The following is a 20,138-nucleotide window of genomic DNA, read 5'->3' as shown; positions in this document are numbered from 1 at the left end:
TCCATAAAAATAAACCGCGTCGCTATAACGTTGTTCGAATATCCCAAAGCTCGGGAAAAAAGCGGTGATCAAGCACTTGTTTTAAATAATGCACGCCACTCGAGCCGCCAGTTCCTGTTTTAAATCCAATAATTCGTTCTACCGTTTTCATATGTCTAAAACGCCATTGCTGTAGCCAATCTTCTATATCCACTAATTTCTCAGCCAACTGGTATAAGTCCCAATATGTATCCACGTCTTGGTAGACTTGCTTCCATGCCTCCTTCACAGAAGGATCACCTTCATAGACGTTTGCATAATCACGATTAATTAATGCTTCATTAATCGGAAACCCAGCCTGGTGCAACGCTTCTATTGAAACATCATAGATGCTTGGAGAATGGAAAGCTACTTTCAGTACGTCGTATACCCTGTTGTCGTTTTTATAGATTTGTAGTATTTTACTTGATTTATAGCCTAAGGCAAATTCTATTAATCGATATTGATAAGATTGAAATCCAGATGCTTTGCCAAGCGTATCACGAAACTCCATATATTCCGCTGGAGTTAAGGTTGCTAACACATCCCACGCTTGAATGATTTGTGATTGAATCTTCGTTACACGAGCAAGCATCTTAAATGAGGCCTGCATCTCACCTTTTTTAATCGCCTCAATCGCAGCGTGTAACTCATGAATAATAAGCTTCATCCAGAGTTCACTCACCTGATGAATAATGATAAATAACATTTCATCATGATGATCAGACAATCTTTTCTGACTAGACAAAATGCCATCAAGATGTAAATAATCACTATAGGTCATATCATTTTTAAAGTCTGTATGAATGCCCTTTTCATTTTCCAGTCGTTTATATAACTCAGAAATAGACTTTGACATGTGCTCATCAACTCCTCGATTCATTTATCCTTGCCAGCCTTTAAGCCTATGCAATCACATCTCGTTTATTTTCATACTGTAAGTATCGTTTTTCCTCCATGATCTTTTTTAAAATCTGCACTGCCCGCCATATTTCTTCAAAAGAATTATAAAGCGCAACAGGAGCAAGTCTTATCCCATTTGGAGAACGAAAATCAGGGACAACGTGTGAATCCTTTAATGCTTTACATATACGGGCTGCATCCTCATGCTCGATATACACATGCCCGCCTCTTTTAAAATCTTCCCTCGGATTTGCTATTTGAAAATGAAATGGAGCTAGCTCATGCTCGATTAATTGCATCATATAGTCTGTCATCTTTAATGATTTTCTTCTTACCTTTTCTAATCCTGCTTCGTGGAATAGTTGAAGTGACCCTAATAAAGGAGCTGCACTTAATAGATGGGGCGTGCCCATCTGAAATGCTCCAGCATGGGATGCAGGCGTAAACTGATGTTCCATATCAAATTGCTTATCCTTTCTTGAACCAAACCAGCCTGCTAACCCTGGTTGTTTGGAAAAATGGCTTTCATTTACATACATGCCACCGACAGCTCCAGGACCTCCATTCAAATGCTTATAATTACACCAGCAGGCAAAATCAACACCCCAATCATGGAGCTGATGAGGAATGGCTCCGATGGAATGACATAAATCAAATCCAATAACAATATCTCGCGCATGTGCTTCGCTAGTCAATCGTTCGATGTCTAATAGCTGACCACTTCGATAAAGCACACTTGGAAGGAAGATTAACGCAACATCCTCCTCCATCGCCTCGATAATATCCTCTTCGTTAAGCTGCCTTCCATCACTACTCTTCACTTGTACTAAATGTTCCTCGGGTGACAACCCATGAAGCTGAAGCTGGCTTTTTAACGCATAGATATCTGTTGGGAAGTTTAGTTCATCTGCTACTATTTTATTTTTATTCCCTGTCGGCTTAAAAAATGTCGCGACAAGCTGATGCAAGTTAGCCGTTGCCGATCCTGTTACAATGACTTCATCCGCTTGAGCACCAACAAGCGGCGCACTCATTTCGCCGAGCTTCTCTGCATAGTAGAACCACGGTTCTTTTCCTTTCATCCAGCCATCAATTCCGTGTTCCTTCCAAGATGCTAATATTTCGAGTAACGACTTTTCTGCACGTTTCGAGAGTAATCCTAATGAATTGCCATCAAAATATATCGCATCCGCTTGTTTATAAAACGCAGCTTGAAAAAATGCCAGTTCATCTTCCTTATCCAATTGTTGGGCATATGCCTGTGTATATTTATTATGCACCGTCATCCAAGACCCCCCTACTGAATTTTCTGTATAATAACAATATATCGAACCTTTTCTTTCGTTGTCAATGTGGGCAGAAATTATCCAGAACGAAAAAAATCGGTTGACTAATCAACCGATTCTTCCTAATACCCTACGCCTTTAACAATTTTGCATTAATCGCAACAATTACAGTACTTAAACTCATGAGAACTGCTCCTACAGCAGGGCTTAATACAATTCCTAATGGTGCTAAAACACCTGCCGCAAGTGGAATAGCAACAATATTATAACCTGCTGCCCACCATAAATTCTGCACCATTTTCCGATATGTTTTCGTTGATAGATCGAGTAAAGAAACAACATCCATTGGATTACTTTTCACTAGCACAACATCTGCTGTCTCCATTGCAACATCTGTTCCTGCTCCAATTGCAATTCCTAAGTCAGCAGTCGCAAGGGCGGGTGCATCATTTACTCCATCTCCAGTCATTGCAACCTTCCAACCCTTATCTTTAATCTTTTTAATTTGATTTGCCTTATCATCAGGCAGCACTTCTGCATATACTTCATCAATTCCAACCTGCTTACTTACCCAATTGGCAACGTTCTTATTATCTCCAGTAAGCATAACAGAATGAATACCTTCTTCATTCAACTTTCCAATCGCTTCTTTAGCGGTATCACGCACCATATCTGCCAAAGCGATCATACCAATTAATTGCGATTCAACTAAGACAAATACAACTGTCTTCCCCTGTTCTGATAGCGCTTGATATTGTTCTTTGTCATAGCTGATTTGTTCCGCCTGCAAATAACCTGGACTAACGACATGTACTTGTTTTCCTGAAACGTTACCAGAAATCCCTTTTCCAGTAATAGATTTAAAATCGGATAGCTCTTGAAGCTCTTTTTCCTTGTCTTGTGCTGCTTTTACAATGCCTGTTGCAATTGGGTGCTCTGAGTTTTGTTCAAGACTCGCAGCCCATTGCAGTACATCTGCTTCCTCATAATCATGTACTGTAATCACGTCTGTTACACCAAATGCACCTTGTGTTAATGTTCCCGTTTTATCAAATACAACGGCATTTAAATTTCGCGCGCCTTCAAAGTTTGCACGGTTTCGAATAAGTAACCCTTTTTTAGCAGATATAGACGTGGAAACAGCTATCACAAGTGGAGCTGCCAGACCAAGCGCATGTGGACAAGTGATTACCATTACCGTAACCATACGTTCTAAAGCAACATCAAATGAATAGCCAAGCATAAACCAAATAGAAAATGTGATAACACCTGAACCAAGTGCAATATAGAACAACCATTTGGCCGCTCGATTCGTTAAATCCTCTGTTTTTGATTTAGAAGCTTGTGCCTCTTTTACAAGTGTAATCACTTGAGATAAATAGGAATCTTCCCCTATCTTTTCAACATGAATAACGAGCGATCCCTCTTTATTTATCGAACCGCCAATAACCGTATCACCTTGTTTTTTCTCAACTGGTACCGATTCACCAGTAAGCATCGCTTCATCGATTGCTGATGCACCTTTGACAATGGTTCCATCGACAGGAATCTTTTCGCCAGGCTTTACGAGCACTCGATCATGGTGCTGTAATTTACTCACTGGAACATCTTCTACCTTTTCATTATCATCAAGCCTGTGTGCATCACTTGGCATTAATTTAACAAGTTCCTCTAATGCATTAGATGCACCCATAATAGAGCGCATCTCGATCCAATGACCGAGCAGCATGATGTCAACTAATGTAGCAAGCTCCCAGAAAAAATCTTTTCCTTCCCAGCCAAATACTGTTAAAGAACTATACGAATATGCAACGAATATAGCAAGCCCTATTAGCGTCATCATACCTGGACTTTTTTGCTTGAGTTCATCAACCGCGCCTGTTAGAAATGGCCAACCGCCATAGAAAAATACGAATGATGCAAGAATAAACAAGATATATTGATCATAGGAAAAGCGCCAATCAACCCCTATAAAGCTTTGAATCATTGGAGAAAGAATTAATATCGGAATCGTAATTACAAGCGAAATAAAGAAGCGCTTTTTAAAGTCTGCGACCATATGGGCATGGTGCCCCCCATGCCCATGTCCATTAGAATGCTGTGCTTCTTCAGAATCATGCTTTTGAGTATCATGTGAATGCTTTTGTTCATGATTACTCATTTTATCCCCTCCTAGCATCTTTTTTATTTTTCCTTTAATTTTTCCTTTATCGCTTCAAATTCATCCATCGTTATTTCCCCTCTTGCTAACCGGTTCTTGGCAATGTCTAATGCACTATTCTCAGACTGTGCGGATGACTTATCCTTCATTATCCATACTAGTCCAAGGATAATGACAATAATTAAGAAAAACCATGTAAAACCAATACCACCAAATCCATGCATCATTTACTATCACTCCTTTTAATTAATACCCATAATAGAAAAACTTCACACACCATTTGAAGGTTCTAGCTTTTAATTTTAGTTTACCCATCAAATATCCAGTTTCTATGCAGAGAACCGTACGGGAAGTGATGTTTTAAAAAGAGACAATGATTTTTGGCGTTGGAGCTAGACACGACTATTATTCTATAAAGAATTATCCTCTAGACAACAAGTAAAAAACGAATGATCACTTACCGCGTGACCATTCGTTTTCAAAGATAAGGTAGCATTTTATATTCAGTTTTTAAGCATTCGATTCCAGGGCTTTTCGCATCCTTGTTTTATAAAGGATTGGTACTATCCAAGAATAGATAACGAATAACAAGGCTGTAAAAAAAACTATCATTGCTGGGACAAATAATTGAAGCACTGCCAAAAGCATGACCAAAACCATCGCACCTATAAAAACGATTGATCGTCGTCCGATTTTATCCACTAGCCGAAAAGGAGCAAATAAAGGGTGGGTCAATGAATCATGGCACGCTAATAAGGCAAGAATATTTGCATCTTCTTGTTGAAGTAATAAAGCTTGCTGATAACATTGCCTTGTTTTTTTCACCTCGCCTTTTAGCGCATGGAACATCCCCGTATAGACCAAGCTCTGAACTTCTTCTTCAGCTGATTCCATCACATTATTTATGTGTACTTGTTGAACTGTTGCATCATAGATTGCAACATAAAATTCACAGAGAAACTGGTTTACACGAATGTTTGATGGATTAATCTCTCTCGCTCGCTCTAATGCTGCAAGTGCCTTTTCTTCTTGTCCTGTTTGTAGCATCAATGCTCCATAGGACGTAATTAATTCACTATCTCTCGGAGTTAATTGAAGCGCTCTCAAAAGAGCTTCTTCTGCTTCTTCAAGTTTTCCTTCCCTATGGTAACTGAAACCGATAAGGTGCATTGCTTTGGATTCATCATATCCTAAATGTAATGCTTCCCGACAATATCCTCTTGCTTCTAAATAATTCCTTCGAGACATTTCCACGATTCCCATTTGAAAAAGCGCTGTAGCATTATCAGGGTCGTCTTCAAACACTTTATCTAATAAAGAAGCAACAGTCTCATATTTCCCAATATCTAGATAATGCTGGATCATTTCAGAATCATTTTCTATCCCTTTGAGTACCATTGACGAGCTCCCCCTTTGTCCCAATCAAGAATCCATTTTCCTTATAATTATCAATCAGTAATTAGAATTATGTATTGAAGCCTTTTTTCTTAAACACGAATGTAGGTAAAAATTCCTGTGTATTCTATTAAGTATATCGACCTATTCTATTGAATTATTAATAACTTAAATCTACTATTTACTTCTTTATAATAAAAGTTGAATAATAGTTACATTCTCATTTATTAAGTAAGACTAGCTTTATTTGTAACATCACAAAAAGACCATCTACTATTAGTAGACGGCCGTCAAAGCTAGACATGAAGATCAAACTGTATTAAATCCGTTTCAAAGAAACTACCCACAATTATTTAATGTAAAAAGTAAAGAAATTGCTTTTACGAAAAAACATCTTCTCTAATCTAAACGAGCAATTAAATTTTTGATTTCTTTTAAAAACAGTAATACTAAACCTATTAGTATAAAAGCAATGCTTAAAAAATATGGAATATTGACCATAATATCATCACGAACTTGCTTAAATTTCCCTGGTGGTTCACTCCATCCACCTATACTAGGCACATAATTAGCAATAGCAAGATGTATGATTCCGTACAAAAATACCCCTGAAATCAAAAACACAGCACCTAAAAAATCCGTTCTCTTCAATGTCTTCCCCCCCAAAATGGTTTAACTAATAATTTCCCAAGGTAAAACTTTTTTAGTGCTCTTCTATTCGGATACTTGTATAATGATTAAAAAAATCATCGTAAAAGCAAGTAAACTAAGCATATCATGTTTTACCATAATTTGTATTATGTTTTCAACCCTCAAGTCATTCGTTTGGAATTTTAAAATTAAAGCAAGATAAAGTGCAAGATTTTATTGCAGCTCGTTAAATTTCCAATCTTTTCTTACGCTAAAAATATAGTTTCGAATTTACACTTATTAGGATTCTCCTTATCAGCATAATGGTACTTCCCTTCTAGTCGTTAACGCTTCTTTCGTTTACTTTTTTCAGTATAAAAACAACCCAGTAGAATTTTTATACTAGGTTGTTTACTCTCTGGATTAACTAATTTTCTGTCTTTGTAAAAATTAATATAGCAGTATGTAATACTTTTTCTGATCCAAAAGCGCCCCCTTGAAAAACGGAGTTGAACTTAATGTCTTTTAAAGTAACTTTTGCATTTTGAGTTTCGTTAACAATAACCTTATTTAATTCTTCTTCAAGGTCATACGTGTTTTCTGCATATACCACTCTAGTAAACGTCAAATAATCACCTCCAAAATTCAATGTTCGACAGGAAAGGATAAAATCCTCTTTTTTAAACGATACTTTGTTTAGGTTACCGCTCTTGTTATTTTCAAGAAATTATAACAATAAAAAAATCATCCTCTTTTAATAGAGAATGACTTCTAATCTTCTTATATAAATCTAAAACGCATTATTTTTCGTTCGCACCAATTTACAGTAGTATGTATTGGTGGAGACGGTGGGAATCGAACCCACGTCCAGAGATATCGCCACTAAGGCATCTACGCGTGTAGTTGATATATTATCTTTCACTATCATGTCGGCCTATCAACAGGCTTTCATGCAGCTAGTCTGATTCATTTCAACCAACATCCTCAGACGGCGAATGGTGGTGTAGCCCGCTCTAGTTGAGACCCTTCAATCTGCACCACGGGCGAGCGCAGGAAGGATCCTTTAGCTAGTGCTTACGCAGCTGCTAAAGAAAGATTACGTTCTTTGCCAGTTATATTTAGGCGATTAACGTTTTACGAGCCGTAACCTCGACGCGCAACCAAAGCTCGATCTACCCCTGTCGAATCCGTAACGTCCCCATATAATAGGAGTACGTCGAAGGATATATCAGCTTTACTTTCCTTCTGACTTCTCCTATTATAACATATTAGTCGATGAAATCAACCAACCACACGGCTGGTACATAATGGAGACGACAACTAAAAGTAGAGCGCTTTATTTCTGCAATACATATTGAATAACACGATTCGTTAAATTAGGAACAATTTCAAGTGAATACGTCATTTCCATCCGCTCCAGCTTTTTATGGCCATCCATTCCATATGGACCAACATTAATGACTGGAATATTTAAATCCTGGATATCTTCATAATTCGCATATAGCTTTGTACCCCAGGCAGGATTATTTTTTGTTGTCCAAGCAATATCCTCCATCGCATCACTCATGGCGATAAAGCTCATATCTGAAATATGCGGAAAAAAATTACGCGTTTTAATCGGAAAACGATAATGGTCTTGCATATCCGAAACCGCTTGATCGAGTGCTTGTATCAAATTCGTCTCTGCTTTATCCTTTCCTGTTAACGCAACTCTTGGTGAGTACAAGGAAGAATAAAAAACAAAAATAGCCGGACTTTTATCCTCCATCCAACGCCAAGCTTCTTCAATTACGCGCGCAGCAAACATGCGTATATCCAATGTCTCATCATATAATAAATCTTGTTTAAACTGCTCCATATGCGTGCTATACGATTCTCCGTATTTCGAAACGAGCATTGTATCCATCTCTTCATACGTAAAGACCCGCGGCTTCCACGGTAGTGGACGACACACCTGCCCATTTGCCGAACAATATTGCTCATAACGTGCTTGAAATAATTCCAGTGCATTTTGAAAGGCTATCTCTGCCTGATCTTTTAGTAAAGTTAATACTTTTTCTGGTGTCCAAGAATGGACAAAAAAATTATAATAAACAAAAGCAGATAATGCGGTTTGCACCGTATAGGATGGCTTTAAATCGGTTTGCTTTAAGGATACAGGTGGAACTGTCCGTTCTCCTAAGCTAACATCACATAAATCAGGATTATAATTAATTTGTCGCGTTAGCTCAGAAGCAATAAAATTCGGATCAAGCCCATCAAAGCAGGAGCCTACATGTGTTTCATCGCCAGTTATAAAAAATGACGGAAGGAGCTTACCTACCGTTCCTTTGTATACATAGCGATTTTCGTCTCCTTCAAACGCAGGTGCAACAAAATCACTGTTAATTGCTGCTACATAGTCAAAGTCATGGTCCTCACGCCAATGCTTTAACGTTTTTAAAGAAGACAGAATACCATTCGAGCTATCCTCTTCATCACATTCTGCTAAAAATACGATATTGCCATCTAATTGCTCTGGGTGGGTTGCGTAGTGGGATAGTAAGTATAAGTTACTGGCAATGCCACTCTTCATGTCTAGCACGCCTCTTCCAAAAAGCCAGTCACCTGATTCTAACTGGTCTTTCACTGACTCAGATAGCTCTTCTTTGCGTAAAAACTCCATCCAAGCATCTGGATCAAAAGCGAAGTCCTGTTGCTGATTAAAATCATCGACACCAACTGTATCCATGTGCCCCATTAAAACAACGGTTCGATTACTTGTTCCTTTTGTTCCTTTTGTTCCTTTTACAAAAGCTAGAACATTGTATCGTTCTAATTCATCGCCAATTGTTTGTTCAATCGTAAGGTGTGTTGGATTCTCGGTATAATAAGGTAAAGCAGATAAGTACGTGAATATCGAATGCGCAATTACTTTTTCCCCTTCTGTATTCACAATACTGTTAATGCGAACAAGCTGTTTCGTTAAAGCTAATAACTCCTCGCGACAATCAAACCACTCGTGCTTCTCATCCATACCGTCTTCCTCCCTTTGCGCTGCTTGTATACAAAAACCATCAGCATGATTTAGCCTGCTGATGGTGTATTCCCTGATGTGTGTCTATCGAACCTAAACGAAATCATTTTTACGAATATTATTGCATGCGATCCTTGATTGCTCTGTCGATATCTCGTTTCATTTGTTTTTGTTTTAAATCCTCGCGTTTATCGTATTTCTTCTTTCCTTTTCCAAGGCCAATTAAAACTTTAGCAAATCCATTTTTTATATAAACCTTTAGTGGCACGAGTGCATATCCTTGCTGCTGTGTTAAACCTATTAACCGATCAATTTCCTTGCGATGTAATAAAAGCTTGCGAGTCCGTGTTGGATCATGGTTAAATCGGTTTCCTTGTTCATAAGGCGCAATGTGCATGTTAATGAGCTGTACTTCACCACGATGATTTATTCGAGCGTGGGCATCTTTTAAATTGATCCTTCCTGCTCGAATGGATTTAATCTCGGTTCCTTGCAACACAATGCCAGCCTCATATGTATCTTCAATAAAATAGTCATGTGATGCTTTTTTATTTTGTGCAATTACTTTTCCAAGTCCTTTAGGCATAAACGTATTCCTCCAACTTCATGCGTGCCATAATTTTAGCAAATAATCAGGAGAAAGCCAACCCATATTCCATGATAAATGCAAAGTCGATGTCACCCTCACTTTTATTAGAGGAGACTTCGACTCGTAAATTACTTATTTTCCCCCAAGTCCATCCGTTATCATATCTAAATTCCATTCAATCATTTTAATATACGTATCTCCGTCCTCACCAGACTTTCCAATCGAATCGGTAAAGATCTTTCCAGCAATCTCAACACCTGTTTCATTGGATACCGTCTCCATGCTACGTGGATCTACACTTGTTTCCACAAACAGCGCTGGTACTTTCTTTTCATGGATTAAGTCGACAATCGTCTTAATTTGCTCTGGTGTACCTTCGTTATGTGCATTTATTTCCCAAATATAGGCGGCATGAAAGCCGTAGGCCGCTGAAAAATATTTAAAGGCGCCTTCACTTGTTACAAGAATTCGTTTTTCTTCAGGTAACGCAGCAACCTCCTTTTTAATTTTCGCATCAAGCTCTTCTAGTTTCTTTATATATTCGGCAGCATTTTTTTCATAGTCTGCTTTATGATTAGGATCTACTTGAATGAGCGCATCCCTCGCATTCTCTGCATACGTTATTCCGTTTTGTACGTCTAGCCATGCATGTGGGTCTTCTTCTCCCTCATGACCACCAGAGGTTAGGTATTGAGGTGTCACGCCTTCACTAATTCGGAATACCGGCGCATCTTTTCCATCCTTACCAGCCGTTTCGATCATTTTCTGAAACCACGAATTTCCGGTTTCTAAATTCAATCCATTATAAAATACAAGGTCAGCATCCGTAGTAGCTTGAACGTCTGCTGGTAATGGCTCATAGGAATGAGGGTCTTGCCCAATCGGTACAAGACTTTTTACATTCGCGTGTTCTCCAGCAATGTTTGAAACGATATCGTAGACGATAGAATATGTTGTAACGACTTGAAGCTTTCCATCCTCCTTACTCATGCTTTCATTGCTATCGTTGGAACAGCCCGCAGCAGCGAACAAACCAATAGCTATAAAACCAAGTAACCATTTTTTCATATTTATAGTCCTCCGCATTCATTTATATTAAGAATAAGACGTGCGCTTTTGACGAGTACGTATTGCTCTCCATAGCACACCTTGCTTTGGTGAAAAGATTAACGTTAGCAAAAATAACGTTGTTGCTACTAGAACGATCGTTGCACCTGAGGCGAGATTCGCTCGATAGCTAATATAAAGTCCTAATACACTCGACAAGCTACCAAAGCACGCAGATAAAAATATCATGCTTGATAAACGATTCGTTAATAAATACGCGGTCGCAGCTGGTGTAATCAGCATTGCTACAACAAGAATTATCCCTACTGTTTGTAATGAAGCTACCGTTACCATCGTCAACAACGTCATCAAGAAATAATGGATCAATTTATTTGGTAACCCGTAAGCCTGTGCCATCGTTGGATCAAAAGAAGTAATTAATAGCTCTTTATAAAAAGCAAATACACTAATCAATACAATTACTCCAATGATCATCGTCATCCACATATCTGATGGTCGAACAGCAAGCACATTCCCAAATAAAATATGGTAGAGATCTGTACTACTCTTTAAGAGCGTAATTAATATAATCCCTAAGGCAAATGCTGCCGTAAACATAATACCAATTGAAGAATCATTCTTTATCCGACTGTTTTGACTAATATAACCAATACCAACCGCAGTTAGCACACCGGTTACTACTGCTCCGAAGAAAAAGTTAATTCCGAGAAAATATGATACAGCAACACCAGGTAAAACCGCATGAGAAATCGCATCTCCCATTAACGCTAGCCCTCGTAGAACAATAAAGCTTCCGATGACACCGCTTATAATACCGACCATAATCGACGTCAATAACGCTTTTTGTAAATATTCATACTGCATTAACGCTTCTAAAAACATCATGGTTTCACCGCCAATTCTTTTAAAAAGGAAAGCTGCCCCTGGTATGCTTTAGCAATTTGCTCTGGTTGAAGCACATCCTCGACCTTCCCAAATTCAATCAATTCCTGATTAAGCAAAATTAATTCCTGAAAGTATTCTCTTGCTTTGCTTAAATCGTGGTGAACAACGAGTATTGTTTTTCCTTGATCTCTAATTTCCTTTAAAATCCGGACAATCGTTTCTTCACTGCCAATATCAATTCCAACAAATGGTTCATCGAGAAAAAACATATCCGCTTTTTGCGCGAGGGCTCTAGCAAGAAAGACCCGTTGCTGCTGCCCACCTGATAATTCACCAATTTGCTTTTTACTATATGCTTCCATACCTACTCGCTGAAGGCATTCCATTGCCCATTGCTTATGTTCCTTTTTCGGTCTGTGAAAAAATCCAAGCTTTGGATACGTACCTAACAGCACCGTATCTAATACATTAATCGGGAAATCCCAATCTAAATTATTCCGTTGTGGAACATAGGCAATTTGTTTCCGTACTTCTTTTAACGGTCTTCCATTAATGATTACCGTTCCTTTATCCTTTGGTATTAATCCGAGCATGGCCTTCATTAATGTGGATTTACCAGCTCCATTTGGACCGATAACACCAATTAATTTTCCAGTATCAAAGGAAAACGAAATGTTTCGAACAACTTCTTTTCCATAATACGAAACGTGTAGGTCCTTGACAGATAACGCTTTTTCCATTCTATTGTCACCTTCCTGCCTAATATTACATATATTATTTACTTAACCTATAATAGTTTCCTTAATGCAACTTTTAAATTAAAAAAATAGCTTTTATAAAAATATAATCATTCACCTATAAAAATGTACCAACTACATTTAAATTAGGCGTATATCTTTCCCTTTACTTAATAAGTAGTATAACGGTCAAATAATTACCTGTCAACAATTAATTTTCCCTAATGCAACTTTTGTTTTTTACGTTTCTTGCACCATAAAAAAAACCGAAGTTCATTGCTATCGCAATAAACTCGGTTTCCTTTTTATTTTGATTTCTTTTTTTCTTTTTTTGCTTTCAGTTTTTTTCCGTTCCCATTCTTTGCTGAGGCAGTTACAAGTTCAAAATCAACGATATGCTCTTCTTTATTCACACTAATTACTCTTACATCGACTGGCTCGCCAATCCGATACACCTTTCCTGTTCGCTCACCAATTAAAGCATAGCTACGCTCATCAAAGTGGTAATAGTCATCGGTTAAATAACTTACATGAACTAATCCCTCAACTGTATTTTCAAGTTCTACAAATAATCCAAAGCTTGTTACGGAGCTAATAACCCCTGAGAAGATTTCACCAATTTTATCTTCCATATATTCCGCTTTTTTCAAATCATCTGTATCTCGCTCTGCATCAACAGCTCGTCTTTCTCTTTCAGAGGTATGGCGAGCAATTTCTGGTAGCGTATCCTTCCAAGCTTTGATTGTCTTGCCCTGAAGGTTATTTTCAATTAAATACGTTCGAATTAACCGATGGACAATCAAATCCGGATAACGACGAATCGGTGAAGTAAAATGGGTATAAAATTCAGTAGCAAGTCCAAAATGCCCGACACTTTGCGGATCATATTTTGCCTGCTTCATCGACCGTAGCATGAGCTTTGACAAAATCATTTCCTCTCGTGTTCCCTTTGCTTCCTCCAATACTTTCTGTAATGCTTGTGGATGAATGTCATTAGCAGTCCCTTTCACGATATAACCAAGTCCCGCTAAAAATTCAAAGAAATGCCCCAGCTTGCCTTGATCAGGGTCTTCATGGATACGATGTATAAAAGGAACATCCATCCAATGAAAATGCTCTGCTACCGTTTCATTGGCGGCCAGCATGAATTCTTCTATTAGTTTTTCGGCAACTGAGCGCTCTCGTAACACCACATCAATCGCTTTTCCTTCATCATCAACGAGGACCTTTGCTTCTTTGAAATCAAAATCAATTGCTCCTCGACCCATTCGCTTTCCTCTTAAGATAGCAGCTAATTTCTCCATCCGCTCAAACATTGGTACAAGCCTATCGTATTTGTCTCGAAGTGCTTGATCTTGATCAACTAAAATTTTATTTACATCTTGGTAGGTCATTCTCTCTGTTGTTTTTATAACACTTTGAAAAATTTCATGATGCACTACTTTTCCACTCGGATCAATTTCCATTTCACAGCTTAAGGTCAATCGATCTACTTGTGGGTTTAACGAACAAATTCCATTCGATAGTCGATGAGGAATCATCGGTATGACCCGATCAACAAGATAGACGCTTGTCCCACGCTCAAATGCCTCTTTATCAAGCGGACTTCCCGCTTTTACATAATAGCTTACATCAGCAATGTGAACCCCAAGCTTATAGTTGCCATTTTCAAGCTGTTGAACTGTTACCGCATCATCTAAATCCTTCGCATCTGCACCATCAATCGTGACGATCGTTTGGTCACGTAAATCACGTCGATCTTCCATATCAGCTTCTGAGATTGTTTCTGGTGTTTCTGAGGCCTGCTGTAACACTTCATTCGGAAAATCAATTTGAATGCCATGCTTATAAATAATTGAAAGAATATCTATTCCTGGATCATTTTTATGACCAAGAATTTGTACGATTTCTCCTTCTGCACTCATCCGCCCCTCAGGATATTTCGTAATTCTAGCAATGACCTTATGTCCACCGACAGCGCCATTTACATTTCCTTTTGGGATGAAAATATCATTTGGGATACGTTTATCATCTGCAATAACAAAGCCAAAAGAGCGATTATCCTCATATGTACCGACAACCTCGGTTACTGCACGCTCTAAAATGCGGATAACTGTTCCTTCTGGTCTGCTATCTTTTTCATCCTTCTTTTCAATCCGAACAAGGACCTTATCATTATTCATTGCAGATGCTAAGTCCGAATGATGAATATAAATATCAGATTGCCCTTCTTCATCCGGTATTAAAAAAGCAAACCCTTTCGCATGCATCTGAATACGTCCTCGGATAAGGTTCATTTTTTGCGGCAAGCCAAACCGGTTTTTTCTCGTTCGCACGAGTTCACCTGCTAATTCCAATTCATTTAAAGCCTTTACTAATGCTTTAAATTGAACTGCATCCTCTAACTGAAGCTCTTCTTCTAGTTCATTAACGGCAAGTGGTTTTGTTCCATTTTCTTTAAAATAATTGCGTATCGTTTCTTTCATTTGTTCTGTCATCCATTACACCTTCTTTCTATTTATATCATCGGTATCCATCTATTCTTTTTTATTCTTCCCAATTTAGCGATTCTAAAAACTGAAAAATATCCTCATGAAGCTTGTCTTTTTCTTTATCTAATGTAATCACATGTCCTGATTCTTCATACCAGGTTATTTGCTTTGTATCTGTTTCGACATGGTCATAAATATAGTTTGCACTTTCCGGATTAATCATTTCGTCTTTTTGAGCTTGAACGACGAAAGTCGGCGTATAGATTGTATCTACTTGCTTTTGTACCGTTTGAATAAATGCTCCAAGCGCTTTAAACATATTCGCTGAATCTGAAAGTAATGCTTCTACCTCGGTTTTAATCGTTTCTTCCTCTTTACCCTCTAGCTGCTTGTATTCTTTAGCAAAAAGTTTAAACCCTGCTGTTAATTGTGCTTCATTATCAAAAAACATCGGTGCACACATTGGAATAACTGCTTTCACCTGCTCGGAATAAGCAAGCTTTAATCCTAATACACCACCTAATGATAAGCCGGCTACTGCTATTTCATTATGCCCTTCATCTTGCAAAAAACGATACGCCGTTAACACATCCTCCCACCATTCATCAGGATTAGCTTTAATTAATTCTTCTGGTGGAAGTCCATGCCCGCGATAAATTGGCGCATGAGTTGTGTAGCCTTTTTTTTCTAAAAATCGTCCTAGCATTCTTACATCTGCTGAATGGCCTGTAAATCCATGGAGAAGTAATACTGCGCGCGGACCTGCTTTGAATGTAAAAGGTTGGGGTTGTTTTATTTTCATGATTGTTCACCTTCACTTTTAATCTAGATCATTTATTCTATTAATCGATTTTTATTCAAAAGAAAAACCCTCATCATTAACTATGATAAGGGTTGTCTCTATTATATTACATATGCACCAACAAATGCCAATATAAAGAATAACGTTCCTGTAATAACCGTTCCACGGTGTAACACTAAGTCTATTCCACGGGCCTTTTGCTTACCGAATAGCTGCTCTGCACCACCCGAGATTGCTCCTGAAAGACCTTCACTTTTACCACTTTGTAACAATACTAGAACAATTAAAATGATTACATCAATGACTAATAACGCATTAATTACAGTAGCCATTATTCAAACACCCCCACTAAAATAACCACATACTTTAAGCTCGAATTCCGAATAACACCTCGAAGCTTGTCACGTATATATCTAATCTTTACTTTAGCATAATCTTTATTTGTATAGCAAGTCTTATTTATAAATGGATGTTTCTCGTTGTTGGATTTATACTGGAGTTGAATCTTAACTTGATTTCATCAGCTTATGTTGAATGAAACCATAGAGCGAGAAACTCATTAAAAAGGGGATCGGTTAACCATGAAAAAATCATATTGGCTCTCCATGAAAGATGGCGTAGACGTCCATGTTGTAAGCTGGACAAATCCACAGGAACAACCAAAGGCAATTGTTCAGCTCTCACACGGAATGGTAGAACACATTGAACGCTATGATGAATTTGCTAATTTTTTACTAAACGAACGTATTTTTGTTTTTGGAAATGACCATCGCGGACATGGAAAAACTGGTCAAAAACAAGGAATTCTTGGTTATTTTGCGGCTGAGGATGGTTTTACCAAGACTGCTTCAGACTTATTTACCATTACAACGGATATTAAATCAACCTATCCGAATATACCGCTCTTTTTATTAGGTCATAGCATGGGCTCTTTTCTAGCACGTAAGTATATTCAAACGCATAGCCATGCCATTAAAGGCGTTATTTTAGCTGGAACAGGCTATTATCCAACATCACTTACAATGGTAGGAAAACAAATGGCAAGCATTCTTCCCCCAACAAAAAAATCAAAACTTATGAACCAACTCGCTTTTGGCTCGAACAACAACCGCATCAAAGGTAAAATTACGAAATTTGATTGGTTAACACAGGATAAAGAAGCTGTAAAAGCATATATCGAGGATCCATTAACCGGTTTTGTTCCTACAGCACGTTTTTTTTACGACCTAATGTCAGGCTTACAGGATATTCATCAAAAACAAGCCAATGGGTCAATCAGAAAGGACTTACCTATGCTTCTCATAAGTGGAGCTGCTGATCCAGTCGGAAGCTATGGAAAAGGCGTGTGGAAAACCGCACAGCTTTACGAAGAAGCAGGACTAGAAAAAGTTACAACGATGTTATACGAAAATGGTAGACATGAGTTACTAAATGAGTTAAATAAAAAGGAAGTTTATCAAGCAATAAGCGGCTGGATTTCACATATTTTGGAATAGGTGTGTCGAAAATGATAACATTGTAGTCCAAGTGACCAACAATCTTTGAACTATGATCAGAAAAAGCTTAAAATAGAAAGTATACGAACAGGGACACCTGGTATCGGTAGCAAGCTTTCGTAATACTAATTTCTTATTCAACTGAAGACAGAAAGGTGGACAACAAATGAACTCTATGGAAGGAATTGCAGCTTCATCAGGCATTGCAATTGCAAAAGCGTATCAGCTCATTACACCAGATTTATCGTATGAGAAAGTAAAAAGCGAGGACCCAGAATTAGAATTAAAACGATTGGATAATGCACTAGCAGTTTCAAAGGAAGAGCTTGAAAAGATTAAAGCTCATACAAAAGAAGTACTAGGTGACGAGCACGCAGAAATATTTTCTGCACACCTGCTTGTGCTTAGTGATCCAGAGCTAGTCAATCCAATGAAAGATAAAATTAACAATGAAAATAAAACGGCAGAAGCAGCACTAGAAGAAATCGCCAACATGTTTATTGACATGTTTAAAAACATGGATAATGAATATATGCGTGAACGTGCAGCCGACATATCTGACGTAACCAAAAGAGTGATGGCACATTTACTTGGCGTTAAGTTTCCTGATCCAGCCTTAATCGATGAGGAGGTTATCGTGATTGCCCATGATTTAACTCCTTCTGATACAGCACAGTTAAATCGACAGTTTGTAAAAGGCTTTGCAACAGATATCGGAGGCAGAACCTCTCATTCCGCTATTATGGCTAGATCCTTAGAAATACCAGCAGTAGTAGGAACAAAAGATATTACATCAAAAATCACACATGGAGATACCATTATTGTCGATGGAATTGAAGGCTTCGTCCTTATTAACCCAAGTGAGAACGAGCTACAAACCTATCGCAAAAAACAAGAAGCATTTGCAAATCAGAAAAAAGAATGGGAAAAACTAAAGGATGAACCGACATTTACAAAAGATGGGGAACAAGTAGAGCTTGTTGGTAATATCGGGACACCTGAAGATGTTGCCGGTGTAATTAATAATGGTGGTGAAGGTGTCGGGCTTTACCGCACAGAGTTTTTATATATGGGAAAAAGCGAGCTTCCTAGCGAAGAAGAACAGTTTAAAGCTTATAAATCTGTTCTTGAGCAAATGGGGGACAAGCCTGTTGTCGTCCGCACACTTGATGTCGGTGGCGATAAAGAATTAAGCTATTTAAGCTTACCAAAAGAGTTAAATCCATTTTTAGGATTTCGGGCAATCCGTTTTTGTTTAGAGAATGAAGACGTATTTCGTCCACAGCTACGAGCGTTGTTACGAGCAAGTGTTTATGGAAATCTAAAGATTATGTTCCCGATGATCGCAACCCTTGAGGAATTTCGCCAAGCAAAAGCGATTTTATTGGATGAAAAAGAAAATCTTCTAAAAGAAGGAATTGCCGTTTCCGATTCAATTGAAGTTGGGATTATGGTTGAAATTCCAGCTACTGCAGTACTTGCAAAGCAATTCGCCAAAGAGGTTGACTTTTTCAGTATCGGAACAAACGATCTGATCCAGTACACAATGGCAGCAGATCGAATGAATGAGCGCGTTTCTTACTTGTATCAGCCATATCACCCTGCTATTTTAAACTTAGTAAACAACGTCATTGAAGCAGCCCACAGTGAAGGTAAATGGGCTGGAATGTGTGGCGAAATGGCTGGGGACCCACTTGCTATTCCATTACTACTTGCTTTAGGTTTAGATGAATTCAGTATGAGCGCAACATCCATTCTTCCAGCACGTACACAGTTCCGTACACTTTCAAAAGAAAAGCTTGCTTCCTATAAGGACAAGCTACTCTCCATGGGAACAGCAGAGGAAGTAATTGAATTTATTAAAGAAAAGACCGAATAGAAGCATTAAAAAAGCGTCTGCAACGGATATTTCCGCTAGCAGGCGCTTTTATTTCACAATAAAGTCCAGCTTATGCTGAATGGGAGTTCGGCCTTTACTTATTGGCGTCTTTTCCGGATAGCCAATTTGCAGCACTGCCGCTATTTTAATCGTTTCATCCTGCAACCCAAGACTAGCCGGAAATTCAGGGTCATGCATATACGGTGTAATCGTCCATAGCATTCCGACTCCATAAGCCCATGCAGCAAGCTGCGCATTTTGAATAAAGGCGCAAATGGAAGCATACTCCTCCTCATAACGAATCGGATCTTCCTCTTTATGAAAATAGATTAATGCATGGTGTGGGATGTGTGTTAAAAATTGGCGCATTGACTGCATCATTTTCATTGTTTTCATTTCTTTATTTTGCGGAATCATACCAATCCGTTGGTAGCTTTCTAGGATCTCGTCTACTAGCCTCTCTTTTCCAGCTCCCTGATACACCTTAATATTCCATGCCTCTTTCATATAGTGGGTCGGTGCCCAAGATGCATGCTCAAAAATCGCTTCAAGCACCTCCTGTTCTACTTCCTCTCCCTTAAAGGAATGAATCGATCTTCTATTACGAATCACATCCAAAATATCCACTGACATCTCCACCCTATGTTTCATTTTAAGTCATCGCATTTATATGCTTTATTTTTTAGTATACTATGATTATATTTAGATTTAAATCAGGTAACGAGCAATCTAGAATCCCGATTTTTTTCTCATAAAAAACACCTCCAAATCTTCTACGATT

The 20,138-nt window shown here is 38.3% G+C and carries 18 protein-coding genes and 1 other RNA gene; 2 read left to right on the top strand and 17 right to left on the bottom strand.

The features are described 5' to 3' along the window. Nucleotides 1-22: 22 nt before the first annotated feature. From kynA to secG, 16 genes are all read right to left on the bottom strand, one after another. Nucleotides 23-877 (bottom strand): tryptophan 2,3-dioxygenase, encoded by an 855-nt coding sequence (kynA, locus tag QBK89_RS11200; protein ID WP_284141140.1) that lies wholly within the window; start codon nt 875-877, stop codon nt 23-25. A 46-nt stretch (nt 878-923) separates the two neighbouring features. Beyond that, nucleotides 924-2,207 carry a kynureninase gene (kynU, locus tag QBK89_RS11195; RefSeq protein ID WP_284141139.1) on the bottom strand — a complete coding sequence of 428 codons (1,284 nt, stop codon included), beginning with the start codon at nt 2,205-2,207 and terminating at the stop codon, nt 924-926. Between the two features lie 130 nt (nt 2,208-2,337). Beyond that, a complete protein-coding gene (locus QBK89_RS11190; RefSeq protein WP_284141138.1) occupies nt 2,338-4,368 on the bottom strand; it encodes a heavy metal translocating P-type ATPase in 2,031 nt (676 codons plus the stop codon). Between the two features lie 23 nt (nt 4,369-4,391). Then, on the bottom strand, nt 4,392-4,595 hold the full coding sequence (locus QBK89_RS11185; RefSeq protein ID WP_284141137.1) for an SHOCT domain-containing protein: 204 nt from the start codon (nt 4,593-4,595) through the stop codon (nt 4,392-4,394). Between the two features lie 283 nt (nt 4,596-4,878). Beyond that, on the bottom strand, nt 4,879-5,766 hold the full coding sequence (locus QBK89_RS11180) for a tetratricopeptide repeat protein (RefSeq protein WP_284141136.1): 888 nt from the start codon (nt 5,764-5,766) through the stop codon (nt 4,879-4,881). Nucleotides 5,767-6,162: 396 nt separating this feature from the next. Then, nucleotides 6,163-6,414 (bottom strand): hypothetical protein, encoded by a 252-nt coding sequence (locus tag QBK89_RS11175; RefSeq protein WP_284141135.1) that lies wholly within the window; start codon nt 6,412-6,414, stop codon nt 6,163-6,165. A 406-nt stretch (nt 6,415-6,820) separates the two neighbouring features. Then, nucleotides 6,821-7,021 carry a hypothetical protein gene (locus tag QBK89_RS11170; protein WP_284141134.1) on the bottom strand — a complete coding sequence of 67 codons (201 nt, stop codon included), beginning with the start codon at nt 7,019-7,021 and terminating at the stop codon, nt 6,821-6,823. Nucleotides 7,022-7,230: 209 nt separating this feature from the next. Beyond that, nucleotides 7,231-7,593: a transfer-messenger RNA gene (gene ssrA / locus QBK89_RS11165) on the bottom strand. A 136-nt stretch (nt 7,594-7,729) separates the two neighbouring features. After that, the gene (locus QBK89_RS11160) at nt 7,730-9,409 is read right to left on the bottom strand and encodes a M20/M25/M40 family metallo-hydrolase (RefSeq protein WP_284141133.1); all 1,680 of its coding nucleotides are present in this window, start codon (nt 9,407-9,409) and stop codon (nt 7,730-7,732) included. A gap of 118 nt (nt 9,410-9,527) precedes the next feature. Continuing rightward, on the bottom strand, nt 9,528-9,995 hold the full coding sequence (gene smpB, locus QBK89_RS11155) for an SsrA-binding protein SmpB (protein WP_284141132.1): 468 nt from the start codon (nt 9,993-9,995) through the stop codon (nt 9,528-9,530). 135 nt (nt 9,996-10,130) lie between these two features. Then, a complete protein-coding gene (locus QBK89_RS11150) occupies nt 10,131-11,066 on the bottom strand; it encodes a metal ABC transporter substrate-binding protein (protein ID WP_284141131.1) in 936 nt (311 codons plus the stop codon). A 27-nt stretch (nt 11,067-11,093) separates the two neighbouring features. Beyond that, nucleotides 11,094-11,951 (bottom strand): metal ABC transporter permease, encoded by an 858-nt coding sequence (locus QBK89_RS11145; protein ID WP_284141130.1) that lies wholly within the window; start codon nt 11,949-11,951, stop codon nt 11,094-11,096. After that, nucleotides 11,948-12,691 carry a metal ABC transporter ATP-binding protein gene (locus QBK89_RS11140; RefSeq protein WP_284141129.1) on the bottom strand — a complete coding sequence of 248 codons (744 nt, stop codon included), beginning with the start codon at nt 12,689-12,691 and terminating at the stop codon, nt 11,948-11,950. Before QBK89_RS11140 ends, QBK89_RS11145 begins: the two co-directional genes overlap by 4 nt. 302 nt (nt 12,692-12,993) lie before the next feature. Then, on the bottom strand, nt 12,994-15,186 hold the full coding sequence (gene rnr / locus QBK89_RS11135; RefSeq protein ID WP_284141128.1) for a ribonuclease R: 2,193 nt from the start codon (nt 15,184-15,186) through the stop codon (nt 12,994-12,996). A gap of 49 nt (nt 15,187-15,235) precedes the next feature. Continuing rightward, complete coding sequence (locus QBK89_RS11130; protein ID WP_284141127.1) at nt 15,236-15,982, bottom strand: alpha/beta hydrolase; 747 nt, start codon at nt 15,980-15,982, stop codon at nt 15,236-15,238. A gap of 101 nt (nt 15,983-16,083) precedes the next feature. Continuing rightward, the gene (gene secG / locus QBK89_RS11125) at nt 16,084-16,314 is read right to left on the bottom strand and encodes a preprotein translocase subunit SecG (RefSeq protein ID WP_284141126.1); all 231 of its coding nucleotides are present in this window, start codon (nt 16,312-16,314) and stop codon (nt 16,084-16,086) included. Nucleotides 16,315-16,563: 249 nt separating this feature from the next. On the opposite strand from secG, the gene QBK89_RS11120 reads away from it, so the two are divergent. Then, nucleotides 16,564-17,478: an alpha/beta hydrolase gene (locus tag QBK89_RS11120; protein WP_284141125.1), complete on the top strand. Its 915-nt coding sequence runs from the start codon at nt 16,564-16,566 to the stop codon at nt 17,476-17,478. A gap of 166 nt (nt 17,479-17,644) precedes the next feature. Next, nucleotides 17,645-19,357, top strand: a complete 1,713-nt coding sequence (gene ptsP, locus QBK89_RS11115) for a phosphoenolpyruvate--protein phosphotransferase (RefSeq protein WP_284141124.1) — start codon at nt 17,645-17,647, stop codon at nt 19,355-19,357. A gap of 48 nt (nt 19,358-19,405) precedes the next feature. Here ptsP and QBK89_RS11110 read toward each other — a convergent pair whose 3' ends face one another. Beyond that, nucleotides 19,406-19,990: a nitroreductase family protein gene (locus tag QBK89_RS11110; protein WP_284141123.1), complete on the bottom strand. Its 585-nt coding sequence runs from the start codon at nt 19,988-19,990 to the stop codon at nt 19,406-19,408. Between the last annotated feature and the right edge of the window lie 148 nt (nt 19,991-20,138).

The sequence above is a fragment of the Virgibacillus sp. LDC-1 genome (assembly GCF_030137545.1).
In the GTDB taxonomy this organism is placed as follows: Bacteria; Bacillota; Bacilli; order Bacillales; family Amphibacillaceae; genus LDC-1.
Note: the sequence above shows the minus strand (reverse complement) of the source record. Positions and strands in the feature narration are given on the sequence as shown.

Excerpts from the sequence above, each read along its gene's own strand:
- kynA (WP_284141140.1), bottom strand. The coding sequence starts at position 877 with ATGTCAAAGTCTATTTCTGAGTTATATAAACGACTGGAAAATGAAAAG.
- kynU (WP_284141139.1), bottom strand. The coding sequence starts at position 2,207 with ATGACGGTGCATAATAAATATACACAGGCATATGCCCAACAATTGGAT.
- QBK89_RS11190 (WP_284141138.1), bottom strand. The coding sequence starts at position 4,368 with ATGAGTAATCATGAACAAAAGCATTCACATGATACTCAAAAGCATGAT.
- QBK89_RS11185 (WP_284141137.1), bottom strand. The coding sequence starts at position 4,595 with ATGATGCATGGATTTGGTGGTATTGGTTTTACATGGTTTTTCTTAATT.
- QBK89_RS11180 (WP_284141136.1), bottom strand. The coding sequence starts at position 5,766 with ATGGTACTCAAAGGGATAGAAAATGATTCTGAAATGATCCAGCATTAT.
- QBK89_RS11160 (WP_284141133.1), bottom strand. The coding sequence starts at position 9,409 with ATGGATGAGAAGCACGAGTGGTTTGATTGTCGCGAGGAGTTATTAGCT.
- smpB (WP_284141132.1), bottom strand. The coding sequence starts at position 9,995 with ATGCCTAAAGGACTTGGAAAAGTAATTGCACAAAATAAAAAAGCATCA.
- QBK89_RS11150 (WP_284141131.1), bottom strand. The coding sequence starts at position 11,066 with ATGAAAAAATGGTTACTTGGTTTTATAGCTATTGGTTTGTTCGCTGCT.
- QBK89_RS11145 (WP_284141130.1), bottom strand. The coding sequence starts at position 11,951 with ATGATGTTTTTAGAAGCGTTAATGCAGTATGAATATTTACAAAAAGCG.
- QBK89_RS11140 (WP_284141129.1), bottom strand. The coding sequence starts at position 12,691 with ATGGAAAAAGCGTTATCTGTCAAGGACCTACACGTTTCGTATTATGGA.
- rnr (WP_284141128.1), bottom strand. The coding sequence starts at position 15,186 with ATGACAGAACAAATGAAAGAAACGATACGCAATTATTTTAAAGAAAAT.
- QBK89_RS11130 (WP_284141127.1), bottom strand. The coding sequence starts at position 15,982 with ATGAAAATAAAACAACCCCAACCTTTTACATTCAAAGCAGGTCCGCGC.
- secG (WP_284141126.1), bottom strand. The coding sequence starts at position 16,314 with ATGGCTACTGTAATTAATGCGTTATTAGTCATTGATGTAATCATTTTA.
- QBK89_RS11120 (WP_284141125.1), top strand. The coding sequence starts at position 16,564 with ATGAAAAAATCATATTGGCTCTCCATGAAAGATGGCGTAGACGTCCAT.
- ptsP (WP_284141124.1), top strand. The coding sequence starts at position 17,645 with ATGAACTCTATGGAAGGAATTGCAGCTTCATCAGGCATTGCAATTGCA.
- QBK89_RS11110 (WP_284141123.1), bottom strand. The coding sequence starts at position 19,990 with ATGTCAGTGGATATTTTGGATGTGATTCGTAATAGAAGATCGATTCAT.